This window comes from Paenibacillus sp. GCM10027627, assembly GCF_042675505.1.
In the GTDB taxonomy this organism is placed as follows: domain Bacteria; phylum Bacillota; class Bacilli; order Paenibacillales; family Paenibacillaceae; genus Pristimantibacillus.
Genome location: NZ_JBHTHB010000004.1, coordinates 203205 through 217349, shown reverse-complemented (window position 1 = coordinate 217349; position 14145 = coordinate 203205). Strand labels below are relative to the sequence as shown.

13 protein-coding genes are annotated in these 14145 nt (G+C 49.2%); 5 read left to right on the top strand and 8 right to left on the bottom strand.

Annotated features, from left to right (window positions below; all coding sequences use genetic code 11):
• Positions 1–190: 190 nt before the first annotated feature.
• The 5 genes from ACFQZE_RS15685 to ACFQZE_RS15665 form a co-directional block, all read right to left on the bottom strand.
• Positions 191–1000, bottom strand: a complete 810-nt coding sequence (locus ACFQZE_RS15685; protein ID WP_379359277.1) for an ABC transporter ATP-binding protein — start codon at positions 998–1000, stop codon at positions 191–193.
• Complete coding sequence (locus ACFQZE_RS15680; protein ID WP_379358605.1) at positions 1000–2031, bottom strand: FecCD family ABC transporter permease; 1032 nt, start codon at positions 2029–2031, stop codon at positions 1000–1002. Before ACFQZE_RS15680 ends, ACFQZE_RS15685 begins: the two co-directional genes overlap by 1 nt.
• The gene (locus ACFQZE_RS15675) at positions 2028–3068 is read right to left on the bottom strand and encodes a FecCD family ABC transporter permease (RefSeq protein ID WP_379358603.1); all 1041 of its coding nucleotides are present in this window, start codon (positions 3066–3068) and stop codon (positions 2028–2030) included. The genes ACFQZE_RS15680 and ACFQZE_RS15675 overlap by 4 nt, the downstream gene beginning before the upstream one ends.
• Positions 3061–4152 carry an iron-siderophore ABC transporter substrate-binding protein gene (locus ACFQZE_RS15670; protein WP_379358601.1) on the bottom strand — a complete coding sequence of 364 codons (1092 nt, stop codon included), beginning with the start codon at positions 4150–4152 and terminating at the stop codon, positions 3061–3063. Before ACFQZE_RS15670 ends, ACFQZE_RS15675 begins: the two co-directional genes overlap by 8 nt.
• A 120-nt stretch (positions 4153–4272) precedes the next feature.
• A complete protein-coding gene (locus tag ACFQZE_RS15665) occupies positions 4273–5643 on the bottom strand; it encodes an MATE family efflux transporter (protein ID WP_379358599.1) in 1371 nt (456 codons plus the stop codon).
• A gap of 128 nt (positions 5644–5771) precedes the next feature.
• On the opposite strand from ACFQZE_RS15665, the gene ACFQZE_RS15660 reads away from it, so the two are divergent.
• A complete protein-coding gene (locus ACFQZE_RS15660) occupies positions 5772–6662 on the top strand; it encodes a LysR family transcriptional regulator (RefSeq protein ID WP_379358597.1) in 891 nt (296 codons plus the stop codon).
• 106 nt (positions 6663–6768) lie between these two features.
• On the opposite strand, the gene ACFQZE_RS15655 is transcribed toward ACFQZE_RS15660, so the two are convergent.
• Both ACFQZE_RS15655 and ACFQZE_RS15650 read right to left on the bottom strand, forming a co-directional pair.
• The gene (locus ACFQZE_RS15655) at positions 6769–7317 is read right to left on the bottom strand and encodes a DUF2812 domain-containing protein (protein WP_379358595.1); all 549 of its coding nucleotides are present in this window, start codon (positions 7315–7317) and stop codon (positions 6769–6771) included.
• Positions 7310–7660, bottom strand: coding sequence for a PadR family transcriptional regulator (locus ACFQZE_RS15650; RefSeq protein ID WP_379358593.1), 351 nt, complete (start codon positions 7658–7660; stop codon positions 7310–7312). The genes ACFQZE_RS15655 and ACFQZE_RS15650 overlap by 8 nt, the downstream gene beginning before the upstream one ends.
• A 716-nt stretch (positions 7661–8376) precedes the next feature.
• Between ACFQZE_RS15650 and ACFQZE_RS15645 the strand changes: the two genes are divergently transcribed.
• From ACFQZE_RS15645 to ACFQZE_RS15630, 4 genes are all read left to right on the top strand, one after another.
• The gene (locus ACFQZE_RS15645) at positions 8377–9468 is read left to right on the top strand and encodes a FecCD family ABC transporter permease (RefSeq protein ID WP_379358591.1); all 1092 of its coding nucleotides are present in this window, start codon (positions 8377–8379) and stop codon (positions 9466–9468) included.
• On the top strand, positions 9469–10524 hold the full coding sequence (locus ACFQZE_RS15640) for a FecCD family ABC transporter permease (protein WP_379358589.1): 1056 nt from the start codon (positions 9469–9471) through the stop codon (positions 10522–10524). It begins immediately after the preceding gene.
• Positions 10525–10726: 202 nt separating this feature from the next.
• The gene (locus tag ACFQZE_RS15635) at positions 10727–11677 is read left to right on the top strand and encodes an ABC transporter substrate-binding protein (RefSeq protein WP_379358587.1); all 951 of its coding nucleotides are present in this window, start codon (positions 10727–10729) and stop codon (positions 11675–11677) included.
• Between the two features lie 177 nt (positions 11678–11854).
• A complete protein-coding gene (locus tag ACFQZE_RS15630; RefSeq protein ID WP_379358585.1) occupies positions 11855–13480 on the top strand; it encodes an ABC transporter substrate-binding protein in 1626 nt (541 codons plus the stop codon).
• 52 nt (positions 13481–13532) lie between these two features.
• On the opposite strand, the gene ACFQZE_RS15625 is transcribed toward ACFQZE_RS15630, so the two are convergent.
• Complete coding sequence (locus ACFQZE_RS15625; protein ID WP_379358583.1) at positions 13533–14063, bottom strand: cupin domain-containing protein; 531 nt, start codon at positions 14061–14063, stop codon at positions 13533–13535.
• Positions 14064–14145 lie beyond the last annotated feature (82 nt).

Genomic DNA, 14145 nt, shown 5'->3' with positions numbered 1-14145 from the left:
ATACAAAATGAGCTATCAGAATGATAGCTCGTGTGCAATCATAATTATCGACGATAGTTTTCGTTCATAAAGCGGTCGACACTCTCATTGCGGAAATGAATAAGCTTCAGTAATGACGAGGCAACTAAACTGCAAATAATAAAAAAACAGAGCAGCGGAGATTGAATCTCTGCTGCTCTGTTTTATTGCTTCAACTGTTTGATTTGACATGATGGCGGCCAATCGGCACTACCAAAGGCGAACCTGAGACAGGGTCGTTAATGACGGTACAGTCCAACCCAAAAATATCTTTTACGAGTGTGCTTGTGATGACTTCGGACGGAGAACCCTCAGCGACAAGGTTTCCTTGATGGAGCGCAATAATATGGTCGGCATAACGAGCGGACAAGTTAATGTCATGAAGGACCATTACAATCGTGGTGCCATACTTACGGTTAAGGTCGGTGAGCAAATCGAGAATTTCGACTTGATAGGTAATATCAAGGAAGGTTGTCGGCTCATCCAGAAACAAGATGTCGGTCTCTTGCGCCAAAGCCATAGCGATCCATACCCGTTGTCTTTGGCCGCCGGAAAGCTCGTCAATATTATGGTTGGCGAATTCGGTTATATCCATCGTGTCCATCGCTTCGGCAACGGCCTCGTAGTCCCTTTTCGACCATGTGCCAAACAAGGATTGATGAGGAAATCTTCCCCGTCCAACTAAATCCGCTACGGAAATCCCTTCAGGAACAATTGGGGATTGCGGCAGCAGCCCGACTACGCGCGCCAATTGCTTGGGCGGAATTTTGCTTAGCGGTTTTCCGTCCAGCGTAATCGTTCCGGCTTCAGGCTTAATCAGTTTAGCCAGCGTTTTGAGAAGGGTAGATTTGCCGCAGCCGTTGGAGCCGATGATGACGCTTATTTGATGGCTTGGGATGGATAGATCCACGCCGTGGATGACCGTTTTATTTTCATAGCCTGCGACTAATCCTTCGGCTTTAAAGTGATGTGTCGGTTTCATCATAATTCTCCCTTTCGATTCATTCGGATTAACAAGAAGATGAGATAAGGCGCTCCGAGCAATCCGGTAATGATGCCTACTGGGAATCTGTACGTAAATGCAAATTGTCCGATTAGATCCGACGCAAGAACCAAGTTGAGGCCGACTAGACCTGCAGGAATGACGTTCGAAAAGCCGATTCCGACCAATCGATTGGCTATCGGTCCGGCCAGGAAGGCCACAAAAGCGATAGGGCCCGTCGTCGCGGTTGCGATGGCAATCATGAAGACGGAGCCGACGATTAGCGCGATCCGTGTTTTATCTGTATGGACGCCTAGGGATGATGCCGTTTGTTCTCCAAGCTCCAATATGCTTAAATGTTTCCCCAGCGCGGCAACGATAGGCGTGCAAATAAGAACGGTCAATATAAGAGGAGGAAGCTCGTCCATTTGAGAACCGTTAAGACTGCCTGTCAGCCATCTGATTGCGGCGGGTACATCCTGTTCAGCACTAACAAGCAATAGATAGGAGATAAACGCGTCAAGCATCGCTTGAATGCCGATACCGACTAGAATCAATCGTCCAATTGCAAATGATTTGCCTCGTGACAGCAAATAAATGAGCAGTACTGTTGCAAGCCCTGCAACGACCGAAGCGAGCGAAACGACCGCTTCGCTTGTCTGAAGGATGACGATACAAAAAACAGCCGCCGCACCTGAACCCGACGTTATGCCAATGACATTCGGGTTGGCGAGCGGGTTGCGCAGCATAGTCTGGAAGACGTAGCCGGCTGCGCCGAAAGCGAATCCCGCGAACAGGCCGGCCAGCATTCTTGGCAAACGGATCGTATTGACTGCAAAGGAAACGCCTTTGATCTGATCGCCCGTAAGCACACGAATGACGTCTTGTACCGGATAAATGGTGTTTCCGAGCATAAGCATGGCACAGCATAGCACAACGGCCAGTACGGCCAGCAAAGAAGTGACAAAAACCCAGCGGAGGCGCCTTTGTTGTCTGCCCGCCCTAATAAACGTGATCGTTTGATTTTTCATAATGAACGCACTTTCGATCTCATAGCAACTATGATTAGTATTGGTGCCCCTATAAACGCTGTTACGACACCGACTTCAAGCTCTCCCGGGCTGCCGATCAGCCTGCCGGCCACGTCCGCCAACGTCAAAATAATAGCTCCCGCCAGTGCCGACATCGGAATGACAAACCTGAGATCGGGCCCAAGAATGAGACGCATAAGATGGGTAGACAACAGCCCGATAAAACCGATCGGCCCCGCCAATGCGGTAGCCGCGCCGCATAACATGACGCCTCCAATGGCCGCGAGCAGCCGCAATGTGCCCGTTCGAACTCCGAGACCAGTCGCTACGTCATCACCCAGCGCAAGCGCATTGAGTGCAGGGGCAGATATAAAGGCAATCGCTATTCCAACTATCAGAAATGGAATAAAAGTGGATATATTTTCCCAGGATCCCGAGCCGACGCTGCCCACTTGCCAAAATCGGAATTGATCCATCACGGAAGAGCGCGGGATCATAATGGCGGTAACTAAAGAGGTGAGGGCGGCGCTTGTGGCAGCCCCGGCCAAAACAAGCTTAATGGGCGTGGCACCGCCACGCCCCATTGAGCCGATTCCGAACACGAACACTGCGGTAATCGCAGCCCCGGCCAAAGCTAGCCATATATATTGATTTGCGGTGCTTATGTTTAAAAAGGCGATGCCGCATACCACAAACAATGACGCTCCCGTGTTAACGCCCAGTATGCTGGGATCGGCAATCGGATTGCGCGTGACCGCCTGCATAAGCGCTCCGGAAACCCCGAGCGCCGCGCCGCTAAATAAACTGAATATAGTTCTGGTCAATCGCTTGCGCGCCACATTTGCCGCGTAGCTGTCCACGTCTTGACGAAACAATCCGTCGATCACCTCGTGCAGTCTGAGCGGCCTGGAGCCGAACACCAACGAGGCGACCACGCATAGGACAAGCAGGATCAAGCAGACCACCAGCACGAGACCGAAACGCTTCGGGATATGTGTGCTTAGCCGGTTGTTGTTCGCTGCGGATAGATTATTCATTGATCTTATCGATTGCTCCTCCGATTAGGGCAAGGTACTCGTCGATTGTATAAGCAATCGAAAGCGGGTTTGGATTGCCGGAAGCGGCTAGTGCTGTGCCGTCGCCAATAAATACAACGGAGCCTCTTTGAATAGCTGGGATTTTGCCAAGCAAAGGATCGGCTTTTACCGCTTCATACAGCTTCTCGTCTCCATATCCAACAATAATATCGGCATCGTATAACATTTCAGAGTTCTCTGCGCTCAGTTCCAAATAGAAGCTTTCGGGATCTTTAATTTGGCTTGTAATGCTTTCCGGATAGCTCATGCCAAGCTCAATCAAGAAGTCTCCGCGAGGGTCTACAGGCGTATAGAGGTGCAGCTTGGACATATCGGTTCCCGAGAAGTTAACCCAAGCGACTGTTTTGCCTTGCAGTTGCGGGTATTTGCCAGCGCGTTCTTTAACTAGATTTTCTGTATCCTTGATAAGCTTTTCGCCTTCTGCTTTCATACCCATGCCTTCGGCCGTGTAGAGGACCTGGTCGCGCCATGTTGTGGACCAAGGCTTCGTTTGGTAAGCGACTACAGGTGCGATTTGGCTAAGAATATCATAGTCCTCTTGCGTAATGCCGGAGTAAGCGGCAAGAATAACATCCGGCTTTGCATCCGAGATAGCTTCGAAGTCAAGACCGTCCGTATCTTGGAAAATATTCGGAGTAGTCACGTTAAGCTCTTTAAGCTTCGCTGCCGTCCAGGGAAGAAGGCCGCTGTCGTCTTGAACGCCGTAATTCGCTGCCGAGAAGCCAACAGGCACAACGCCAAGAGCAAGAGCTACGTCATGGTTAGCCCATTGAATAGTAACGACGCGCTCAGGCTTTTTCTCAATGACAGCTTCGCCTAAAGCATGTTTGATTACGATCGGATATTTAACCGCTTCTTCAGAAGCCGGAGTTTCAGACGGTGTTGTTTCGGTAGTAGCCGTTTCTTTCACTTCCTGCGATGGGGCAGGGGAGTTGGAGGATTGGCTGGAACAGCCTACCAAAGCTATCGCTAGCAATGCAGCAATAAAGATGGAGGATAATGAAAACTTGTGTTTTGTGTTCATGGGAGTATCCTTTCTTTTCTCGGTGTATTTGCGGCTTGCACCGCTTCTTCCATTTACGATAATGATTATCATCGTCAACAAATATATATCTGTTGGGAAGCGATGTCAATGAAAAATAGATTATTCTATTAAATTATGCTGCCAGCGCAGCGACCTGTACCGGAAGTAACCGATGATCGTCTTGATGACTTCCTCGGCCAAATACAGCGCATAGATCATTTCAATTGGCCACTTCAATATTCCCGCTCCTATAAAGGTAAGCGGCAAGCCAATCAGCCAAGTCGAGCCTAGAACAAGCTTCATTGAATATTTTGTATCGCCGCCGCTTCGAAACACGCCTACGATCCAAATGTTGTTGACGAAAATGAATACCATTAGGCAAGAGAAGATACGGAGGATGTTAACGGCCTGTACGTGTAACGGCGCATCAAATTGAAATAAGTCTACGATCTGCGGCGCCAAAGCAAATAGAAGCGCTCCAATGACTACAGCTAAGAGGATGCCGATTCGGGTAAACCGTCTGGCATACGTTTGCGCCAGCTCCCGCTGCCGACGACCGATTTGCTCGCCGACCATCACCCCGGCCGCTTGGGCAAAACCTGCGACTGCCGCAAATACAAAGATGCTCACCACTTTGGAGGCTTGTATGACAGCGAGAGCTGTCGCGCCAAGCATGCCAAAAACGATCATATAGACGGCTGTGCCTAGTCCCCATAACGTTTCGTGAGCGATGATCGGCACCGTCAGCTTGAATACTTTTTGGACAAGCGGGCGATCGATCTTGACAGGCTTTCTTATGGATACAGCGACTTCCTTGCGTTTTGTATAAACATAAGCAACAACCAAAAGCATCAAAAGCATTTTTCCGATTAAAGTAGCGATTGCCGCACCTTGAATACCGAGAGCAGGGAAGCCAAAATGCCCGTAAATGAGCGGATAATTTAGCAATGTGTTTAGGAGCAGGCACGACGTTGTCATATACATGACTGCTTTGACGTCGCCGATGCTTTTGAGACTCATGGCAAACGCAGTGACAACAGCTGACGCGATATATCCGTAGCTCACGATAGCAACAAATGAAGAAGTCATCTCCAGCAGCTCCGTATCCCGGGTAAACGGCATAAAGGAATAGGGCGAGCCTAACGTCAGAGCTATAAAAAAGACGATGCCAATGGCAAGACCGCAATACAGGCTGAGGCCCGCTAGCCCTTTAATTGCCCGGTAGTCCTTCTGACCGAAATATTGCATCATAAATATGGAAGGTCCGCTCAAAACCCCGGCCAAGATCAAGCCTAGCATCATATCAAATTGACTGGCGATGCCCAGTGCAGCAATCTCTTTTTCCCCCAAACCCGCGACCATCAACGTGTCGACCAGCAGGAAAGAGGAGGTAAACATAAATTGCATCGTAAGCGGAAAGGCAAGCTGGAGGAGCATGCGGTAAAAGCCGTCTGTCTTATTCATCTCTAGTGCTTTGTAAAATGCAGGCATATTTCAATCCCCTCTCTATCTAGGTTTTGCATAGGCCTGATTATACAGGTACAATATGGATAAAAAAATTGAATGTTTGTAATAGTTTAGATGAATTTAATTCATGTGTGAAAGTGGGGATACAAAACATGAGTCTCATTAAATATTTGATTTTCAGCAAAGTGGTGGAACTAAAAAGCCTTACCAAAGCGGGGGATCAGTTAAATTTAACGCAATCCGCAGTCAGTCACGCCGTATCTGGCCTAGAGGCTGAGTTTGGATTGCATCTTCTAAAAAGGAGCAAAGCGGGCGTTCGTCTTACGGCCGACGGGGAGCGATTAATTCCGCATATCCGGCAAGTGCTGCAATCGAACGAAAAGCTGCATCAAGAGGTGGGTGCGTTAAAAGGTGTCGATATCGGCACTGTGAAGCTAGGCACGTTTTCTAGTGTTGCCATCCACTGGCTGCCCTTCATTTTAAAAGAGTTTCATAGCAAGTGTGCCAGCATTGAGATCAAGTTTATAGATGGCAACCATCGCGAAATGGAAAAGGGACTGCTTGATGGAACGATTGACTTAGCGTTTATTACGCTGCCTACCTTAGAATCCTTCCATACCGTTCCTTTGAAAAAGGATAGAATGATGTGCGTGTTTCCCGCGGGCCATCCGCTTGAGCGTGAAACCTCTATTAAACTGGAGGAGCTGGGGGGAGAGCCATTTATTATGCCGGTTGCGGGATGCAGCACCGACTTGCAAAGAATTTTTTCCGAGCAGCGATTTCAGCCGCTCATCAAGTATGAAATAGAAGGAGACCAAGCGATTTTGGCTATGGTCCAAAACGGCCTGGGAATAAGCATTCTTCCCGAAATGACGGCTTCTCAAATTCCCGGCAATGTAAGCCGCCGGCCGCTTGAAGGCGAGTATGACCGTATGATCGGTCTTGCCATCCCATCCTATGAAACCGCATCTCCCGCGGCCAAAAAGGTATTTCATTTTATTAAGCAATGGATGGAGCAGTATATGACCCTAGCCTCGGAGTAAGGGGAAACGGAAGGAGGAGTATATTGCCCTAGTCACGGAATAAGTGGCAACAAAAAAGGCCGGTCAGCTTCCCTTGTTAACGGCTGTCGGCCTTGGCCCCAATCTCTTATTTTCTTCTGCTCGCTTTATTTAACCTAATCGCATACATGGTGTACGTCATAGCAATCGGCAAGCTTGGGATAAGGCTGAGGACACCTGCCGCGCTGGCCCATTGTTGTAGCGTCTCGCTGCCGTCCGTCAGCTTAAGTGCCGCAAACAAAGCGAACAAAAGCAGAGTGGCAATCGGGAGGAAAAGAACCGGCTTCATAAGCTTAATGGCGCTCCTATATTTCTCTACGGCTGTATCGTCATCGGTGTAAATTTTGCGGGTTCCCTTCGGAGCGGAAAAAATGTGGATGCGCTCCGTCGAGCACACTTTAGTCCAGCCTCCCGCGCTAAACATCTCGATATAATTGTCCATATCTTTTATAGCCTCGTGATTGTAATCTACGCAGTAAGTCAACCGCTGAGGTTTTCCTCTGCGTACGCGATACCCCGCAAAAGCGAACGAATCCAACAGCCAGCCCCGGGCGGCCAATCTTTCAAGCTTCCTCATCTCTCTATGCTCGGAAAATGCAAGTCCCATGGATGAAATGATGCGCATATCTTTAGACATCTTTCGTTGCCCCCTCTTCGTTTTGAAAAGCGATTTGTCCATGCTGAGCCATGCGGCTTCTTCGTCCTACCTCTTGCTTGAGCAATATTTTCCCTCTGCTGGTTAGACTGTACATTTTGCGGCGTTCGTTGTCCGGCTCGTCGAATAAGACGATACAGCCGTTGTCCAGCAGCTTTTTGATCAACGTATAGGCGGTGGCAGGTCCGATTGCAAATTCGCCTTCCGTTAATTGCTCAATATAGTTCATAATGCCGTATCCGTGTCTAGGTTCGAGCAAAGACAAGAGAATATAATAGGCGGCATCTGTTAGTTGTTCCGAGTCCAATGAGCTGCTTTTGGCCAAAATGAATCCTCCTCTCAATATATCCGTTTTAGATATATCATTAATGGATATATCATCTATGGATACATAATATGATGACTGTAATGAATTGTCAACGACAAGTTTTTAAAAGTGGGATATGGCGGTCGAATCGGGGGCTAAAAGGAGACGGAGGAGCAGGCCTCAGGCGCAAGTGCGATAAGCGGTAAAAGCTCACATGACGACTGAGTCAAAAGGGTCTCTTACGTCGGTTGAGTCAGGAGGGACCCGTACGGTTGTTTGTTTGCATGAGAAAAAGGCCGACATTACAACAAGAAGCCTTTTTCATGAAGCAACCATTGCCTGAGTGCAGCACTAATATGGGGAAGGAAGCAGCTCCATTTGACTATTCAATTGCAATTTATACTAAAAAAATAAAGATAAAATATTTGAAGAGATAAAAAAATGTGAAGGGAAATACATGGAGATTAATAAATGTCCCGTAATCATCAATTACGACTCTTAGAGTAGTATCAGACGATAATAGGGATAACAGAAAGCACATCGTTCCTGTGACGGAGTGCTTTTTTGTGTTGCGAATAAGTGAGCTGAGCCGATATTCCAGGCATGAATCTTGCAACGAGTTTATGCAAATTTATGCATTACCATTGCAAACCTTGTATACATCACCTATAATTTCATTGTAATTGTGACTGAGAATCAATATCATTAACTGATGAGAAGGTATAGGAGAAAACATGTCGACTACATCAAGCAAGTCATCGCAAACATCTCATTTTTCATCGGCTGCGACCGGAGCGTCCGGAGAACGACCGCCGACAGTTAAGCTTAGAAGCCGTCCGTTGGCTGCTTCAGTCGTCTTATTCGGTGGACTGATCACGCTGGTGCTCGGTTTGCTCCTGTCCATTAATTTAGGAGCCGCGGACATTTCATTCCGCGTCGTATGGGACGCCATCTTCCACTTTAATCCGAAGCTGACCGAACATCAGATTATACAAGAGCTGCGACTTCCGCGTGTTTTTGGAGGAGCGATGGTAGGGGCAAGCTTCGCGGTAGCAGGCGCAATTATGCAGGGGATGACCCGCAATCCGCTGGCCGATTCCGGGCTGCTCGGCATTAACTCCGGCGCTGGATTTATGCTGGCCGTTTGTTTCGCTTTTTTCCCGTCTATGCCGTTTATGACTTTGATCTTGTTCTCCTTTTTGGGTGCGGCGCTTGGCGCCGGTCTCGTTTACGGCATCGGTTTGCTGGCCAAAGGGGGGCTGTCGCCTGCCCGGCTCGTGCTCGCTGGTGCAGCGCTGAGCGCTTTGCTTAGCGCGCTTGCTGAGGGGATCGCATTGTATTTTAAAATCGGGCAAGACCTCGCGTTTTGGTATGCGGGCGGAGTAGCCGGCACACGCTGGGAGCAGCTGCAAGTAATGGCGCCATGGGTAGCTGCGGCGCTCATTGCGGCTATTATCCTTTCACGTTCGGTCACGATGCTAAGTCTTGGCGAAGATATTGCACGCGGTCTTGGACAGCGGACGTTTCTTGTAAAAGCAGCCTGCAGCGTTGTTGTGCTCATCTTGGCCGGTTCAGCTGTAGCCGTCGTTGGCGCGGTTGGTTTCGTCGGCCTTATAATTCCCCATTTGACGAGGAAGCTGGTTGGCGTGGATTATCGCTGGATCATTCCGTGCTCGGCTGTACTTGGCGCATTGCTTGTGGTCTTTGCCGATATCGGCGCCCGTATGGTCAATCCGCCGGAGGAGACCCCGGTCGGCGCGATTATTGCACTTATAGGCGTGCCGTTCTTCCTGTATTTGGCGCGCAAGGAAAGGAGGCAGCTGTAAATGCAATCCGTCACCATGAATACTGCTGAATCTGTTATCGATTCCATCGAGCGAAAACGGCGCAATCGTTCTATTTTCGTCATTAGCATTCTTGGACTGCTGATCTTAACGACGTTTATTATTAGCATGAATACAGGCGTAATCGCCCTGACGCCTAGTGAGCTGTTTCTGACTTTATTCGGACAAGGGACGGACAAGCAAGAGCTTGTTCTGTTCCAGTTCAGACTGCCGCGCATCGTCATTTCGATGCTGATCGGCGCCGGGCTTGCTCTTTCCGGCTGCATTATGCAAGGAATCGCGCGCAATGCGCTTGCCGATCCCGGCATTTTGGGCATAAATGCGGGGGCAGGCCTGGTCGTGATGCTGTACGTATCGTTTTTCCCGACGATGGCAAACGTGCCTACCTTTTTCCTGCCGATGCTGGCTTTCGGAGGGGCGATGTTAACGGCGCTGCTCATTTATGTCCTTTCGTACAAAAAGCACGAAGGTATTATGCCGACGAGGCTCATCCTGACGGGCGTTGCTGTGGCGGCCGGCATTAGCGCGGCCATGATCGTGCTGACGCTGCGTCTTAACCCGGAGAAATATCAGCTTGTCGCTACTTGGCTAGCCGGCTCTATCTGGGGCACAAACTGGAAATTCGTGCTTGCGCTGCTGCCATGGCTCATTGTTCTGATCCCTTATGTCATGTTCAAATCGCAGACGTTAAACGTGCTGAACTTGAGCGATATAACGGCCCGCGGACTTGGCGCGCATGTTTCGCGGGAGCAGATTAAGCTGCTTGCCGCCGGAGTGGCGTTAGCCGCTTCTTGCGTTGCGGTCAGCGGAGGCATCGGCTTTGTCGGTCTTATTGCGCCGCATTTGGCGAAACGTCTTGTCGGCCCTAAGCATCAAGGGCTGCTGCCCGTCTCCGCGCTGCTTGGAGCGCTGCTTGTTCTTGTGTCGGATACAATCGGACGTTCACTCTTGCAGCCAAACGAAATTCCAACGGGCATCGTGACAGCCGTCATCGGAGCGCCCTACTTCTTGTATTTGATGACGAGAACAAAAGGGTAACGAAAGGTTAACGAAATCCCGATTCCAAAAGCCTTCTCCCAGTTGCTGGGAGGGGCTTTTTTGATGCTGTGGCGTATTTGGACAAAACGACAACGTTTGGCCGGAAAGGGGGCTATTTTAGCCTAAAAATCTATTGTTTGAGCCGAAGCCACTCCCTATAATGATTGTTAATGAGAATAATTATCAACATGGAGGGTTACAGATGCTAGCAAACAAAATGAAATATGTTGTCGTGGGGGTCGTCCTTGCGCTAGTGGCCGCTTTGGTCAGCGCCTGCGGCGGAGAAACAAAAGAAGAGAAAAAAGCGGAAACGCGCGTGGTAAGCACAGTTAACGGAGATGTGGAAATTCCGGCTGAACCGAAACGGATTGTGGCTCTATACTATCATCACCTGCTGCTTGCTTTCGATATGAAGCCGGTTGGCGCAAACTTGACTTGGTGGGGAGGCAGCCCGTTCTTGACAGAGCTGGAGTCGGGACTCGTCGATGTAGGCGGCCCGCCTTCGTTAGAGAAGGTAGCGGAGCTGGAGCCGGACCTGATCATTATGAACAGCAACAATGCCGAAGACTACGCGGAGTTTTCCAAAATCGCCCCGTCGATTCTGCTTCCATACGATCCGGCGAACAGCACCTATGACGACGCAAAGCTGCTAGGCGAGCTGCTCGGCAAGCCGGAGGCAGGGAATGAGCTGCTGAAAAAATTTGAGGAAAAAGCTAAAGCCTCTAGAGAAAAGATTGCTGGAAAAATTGATGAAAACGCTAAGGTTGCGATCATCCGAATCGAAGGAAAAGGCAGTCAATTCTCGATCTTTGGCTATAACTATGGAAGAGCCGGCTGGCCGGTTTACAAAGGGCTTAATCTGAAGATGCCTGCAAAAATCGAGAAGGAGCTGACGGACCAAAAGTCGCAGCTTGTCCAGCAATTGGCCATTGAGCTGCTTCCGGAATATGTAGCCGATGCCGACTATATTTTAGTATCGAATGAAGGAGAAGGCATGGAAGCGATCACGAACAGCGAAACGTGGAAGACGATTCCTGCCGTCCAAAACAACAAAGCAATCGAGCTGGAAGGAAAGCAATACTTCTACTTCGATCCGATCTCCATCGATTCTCAAATGGATCTGATCACCGATTTGCTGCTTAAACATTCGTAATAGCGGCTGACTCATTGAAGCTATTAAAAAGAAAACGTCTCAGCTTCGCTTGTTAGCGGACTGGGGCGTTTCTTGTATTTTTCCAGTGAAACTAGGTTGATAGGCTTTGCCCTTAACGTTAAAATAAGGATAGAGTTAAATGATAACTATTCTCAATTTAAAAGGGGCTGAAGCTGCATGTGCGACATAGATTTGCCCTTTCAAACTCATTTGTTTACTTTTGTCAAAATGGAGCAAATAGAGTTCCCGGCCGGAGGCATGCCGGTTAAGCTGTTCATCCATGATCATACGCTGATTGCTGTAATTAAAGGGAGCGGATCGGGAGTGATTGACGGCAAGCGCGTCAGTCTCGGCAGAGGGAGCAGCTTTTTGGCACCGCCCGGAACGTTATTCGAAGTGAAATGCGCGGGCAGCGAAGGGCTGGAGCTTTACCGGCTTTCCTTTCGGATGGAGCGGACCATAAATTCCAACGAACAGGGTGGCGGTGCGGAAGGAAGTTGGAGCGCGTCGTTGCCGGGCGGTATGCTGGATACGGGGCCTCTAATGCAGTGGTTTGCTATGCTTGACGAGATGTTTGAACATCGGGAGCATGCGGCGGGACTGGCAGGATACCGGCAGCATATTCGTTTGCAGCAGCTTCTTTATCATTTATGCGAAAAGAGTGAGCAGTCCAAACAGAATCCGCGCAGCGCGGTTAGCCGGACGATTGACGAGCTGCATGCGAACTTAGCACAGAGTGTCAGCGTCACGCAGCTCGCGGGCAAAGCCAATATCCCCGTAAGGCAATATACATATCTGTTCAAAGAACTGACCGGCCAAAGTCCAATTGATTACATGACCGAGCTTCGTATCGACGAGGCGAAAAAGCAGCTTCTTGTATCGAACGACGATTTAAGCACGGTTGCTCGAAACGCGGGATTTCAAGATGTGTATTATTTTAGCAGGCGATTCAAGCAAATGGTCGGTATGGCTCCTAAACATTTTATATCGAAACGAAGGCGCGAGCTTAAAATTGTGGCGCTGTATTACGCCGGTATTTTGATGGCGATGGGGGTTAAGCCGGTAGGCGCGAACTTGACGTGGTGGGGCGGCAGCGAATTTTTGCGGCATCAGGAGAATGGGATCGTCGATGTAGGCGCTCAACCGACACTTGAGGCAATCGCGGCGCTTGAGCCCGACCTGATTTTGATGAATGACAACCATCTGAAGGATTACGGCCAATTTTCGAAAATAGCCCCGACTGTAGTCATTCCATACGACGGCAAACGAAATGTATATGAAGATATCCGTCTGATCGGAGGGCTCATTGATCATCATCAGGCGGCGGAGCAATTTATTGCCCGCTATGGAGGGAAAGCGGCTGCTTCCCGGGCCAAGCTTGCGGCTGCCGGAATGGCAATCGACAAGCGGACGGCGGCCATTATTCGGATTGAAGCAGGAGGAAGCCGCTTTGCCGTGTTCGGCGACAATTACGGGCGCAGCGGCTGGGCGGTTTACCGCGGGCTCGGACTAGAAGCGCCAATTAAGGTTCGTCAGCTAATCGAAAGCGGAAAGCAAATTGCGCAACAATTGCCCATTGAGCTGCTGCCCCACTATGCGGGGGCTTCCGATTATTTGTTTGTCGTGAACGAAGGCGAAGGGGTCGAATGTATGCAGGATAAAGAGGTCTGGAAGGAGATTGCGGCGGTTAAGGGTCATCGCGTGTTCGAGCTGGATAAGGAGCGATTTTCCTATTTTGACCCGATCTCCTTGGAAGCTCAACTGGAGCTGCTAACCGATTTGCTGCTGGAACGCGGCCTATAAAATAAGCCGCAAGTCTGGACGATCCATCGTCTTGACTTGCGGCTTGTTTATTTTAATAGGCGGTAACCGGAATTTGTTCGTAGGCCATTTTTTGAATGACCTCATGATGCTCGGGATATAGAGCAAGCAGCTCTTTTTGCGTAAATAGCTCAAAATCTTGGAAATCAAATCCGGGTGCGACCATGCAGCCAACTAGAGAGAAAGTATCCGGCTCTAGAACGGAGGAGCCAAAAATGGAGTTTTTGGGCACCAAATATTGCATCGTTTCGTTGTTTTCGAGGTTTTTGCCCAGCTTGATTTCCTCATAAGTGCCGTTTTCGTGAATGACATGAACCGTCAGCGGGCTTCCGGCATGATAGTACCACAATTCATCCGATTTCAACCGATGGAAATGAGAGATGTCCTGCGAGCGCAATAAAAAATAGATGCTGGTATAAAGCATGCGGTGACCGTCGAATTGAACGGATAATTCCTGATCGCTAATCTTTTCTTCCCCTTGATAGGTTCGTCTATAGTACCCGCCCTCGGGATGAGGGAGTAAGCCAAGATTGGAAATCCAGTAGTCGGGACTAGCTGCTGTCATTTGGTTCATTCCTTTTTTAATTATTTTGAATTTATTTATAATAACATCGTTTAGATTATTTGGCGATAACCTATCCATTCGT

Coding starts and splice junctions, on each gene's coding strand:
- ACFQZE_RS15685 (WP_379359277.1), bottom strand. CDS start 1,000: ATGAAACCGACACATCACTTTAAAGCCGAAGGATTAGTCGCAGGCTAT.
- ACFQZE_RS15680 (WP_379358605.1), bottom strand. CDS start 2,031: ATGAAAAATCAAACGATCACGTTTATTAGGGCGGGCAGACAACAAAGG.
- ACFQZE_RS15675 (WP_379358603.1), bottom strand. CDS start 3,068: ATGAATAATCTATCCGCAGCGAACAACAACCGGCTAAGCACACATATC.
- ACFQZE_RS15670 (WP_379358601.1), bottom strand. CDS start 4,152: ATGAACACAAAACACAAGTTTTCATTATCCTCCATCTTTATTGCTGCA.
- ACFQZE_RS15665 (WP_379358599.1), bottom strand. CDS start 5,643: ATGCCTGCATTTTACAAAGCACTAGAGATGAATAAGACAGACGGCTTT.
- ACFQZE_RS15660 (WP_379358597.1), top strand. CDS start 5,772: ATGAGTCTCATTAAATATTTGATTTTCAGCAAAGTGGTGGAACTAAAA.
- ACFQZE_RS15655 (WP_379358595.1), bottom strand. CDS start 7,317: ATGTCTAAAGATATGCGCATCATTTCATCCATGGGACTTGCATTTTCC.
- ACFQZE_RS15645 (WP_379358591.1), top strand. CDS start 8,377: ATGTCGACTACATCAAGCAAGTCATCGCAAACATCTCATTTTTCATCG.
- ACFQZE_RS15640 (WP_379358589.1), top strand. CDS start 9,469: ATGCAATCCGTCACCATGAATACTGCTGAATCTGTTATCGATTCCATC.
- ACFQZE_RS15635 (WP_379358587.1), top strand. CDS start 10,727: ATGCTAGCAAACAAAATGAAATATGTTGTCGTGGGGGTCGTCCTTGCG.
- ACFQZE_RS15630 (WP_379358585.1), top strand. CDS start 11,855: ATGTGCGACATAGATTTGCCCTTTCAAACTCATTTGTTTACTTTTGTC.
- ACFQZE_RS15625 (WP_379358583.1), bottom strand. CDS start 14,063: ATGACAGCAGCTAGTCCCGACTACTGGATTTCCAATCTTGGCTTACTC.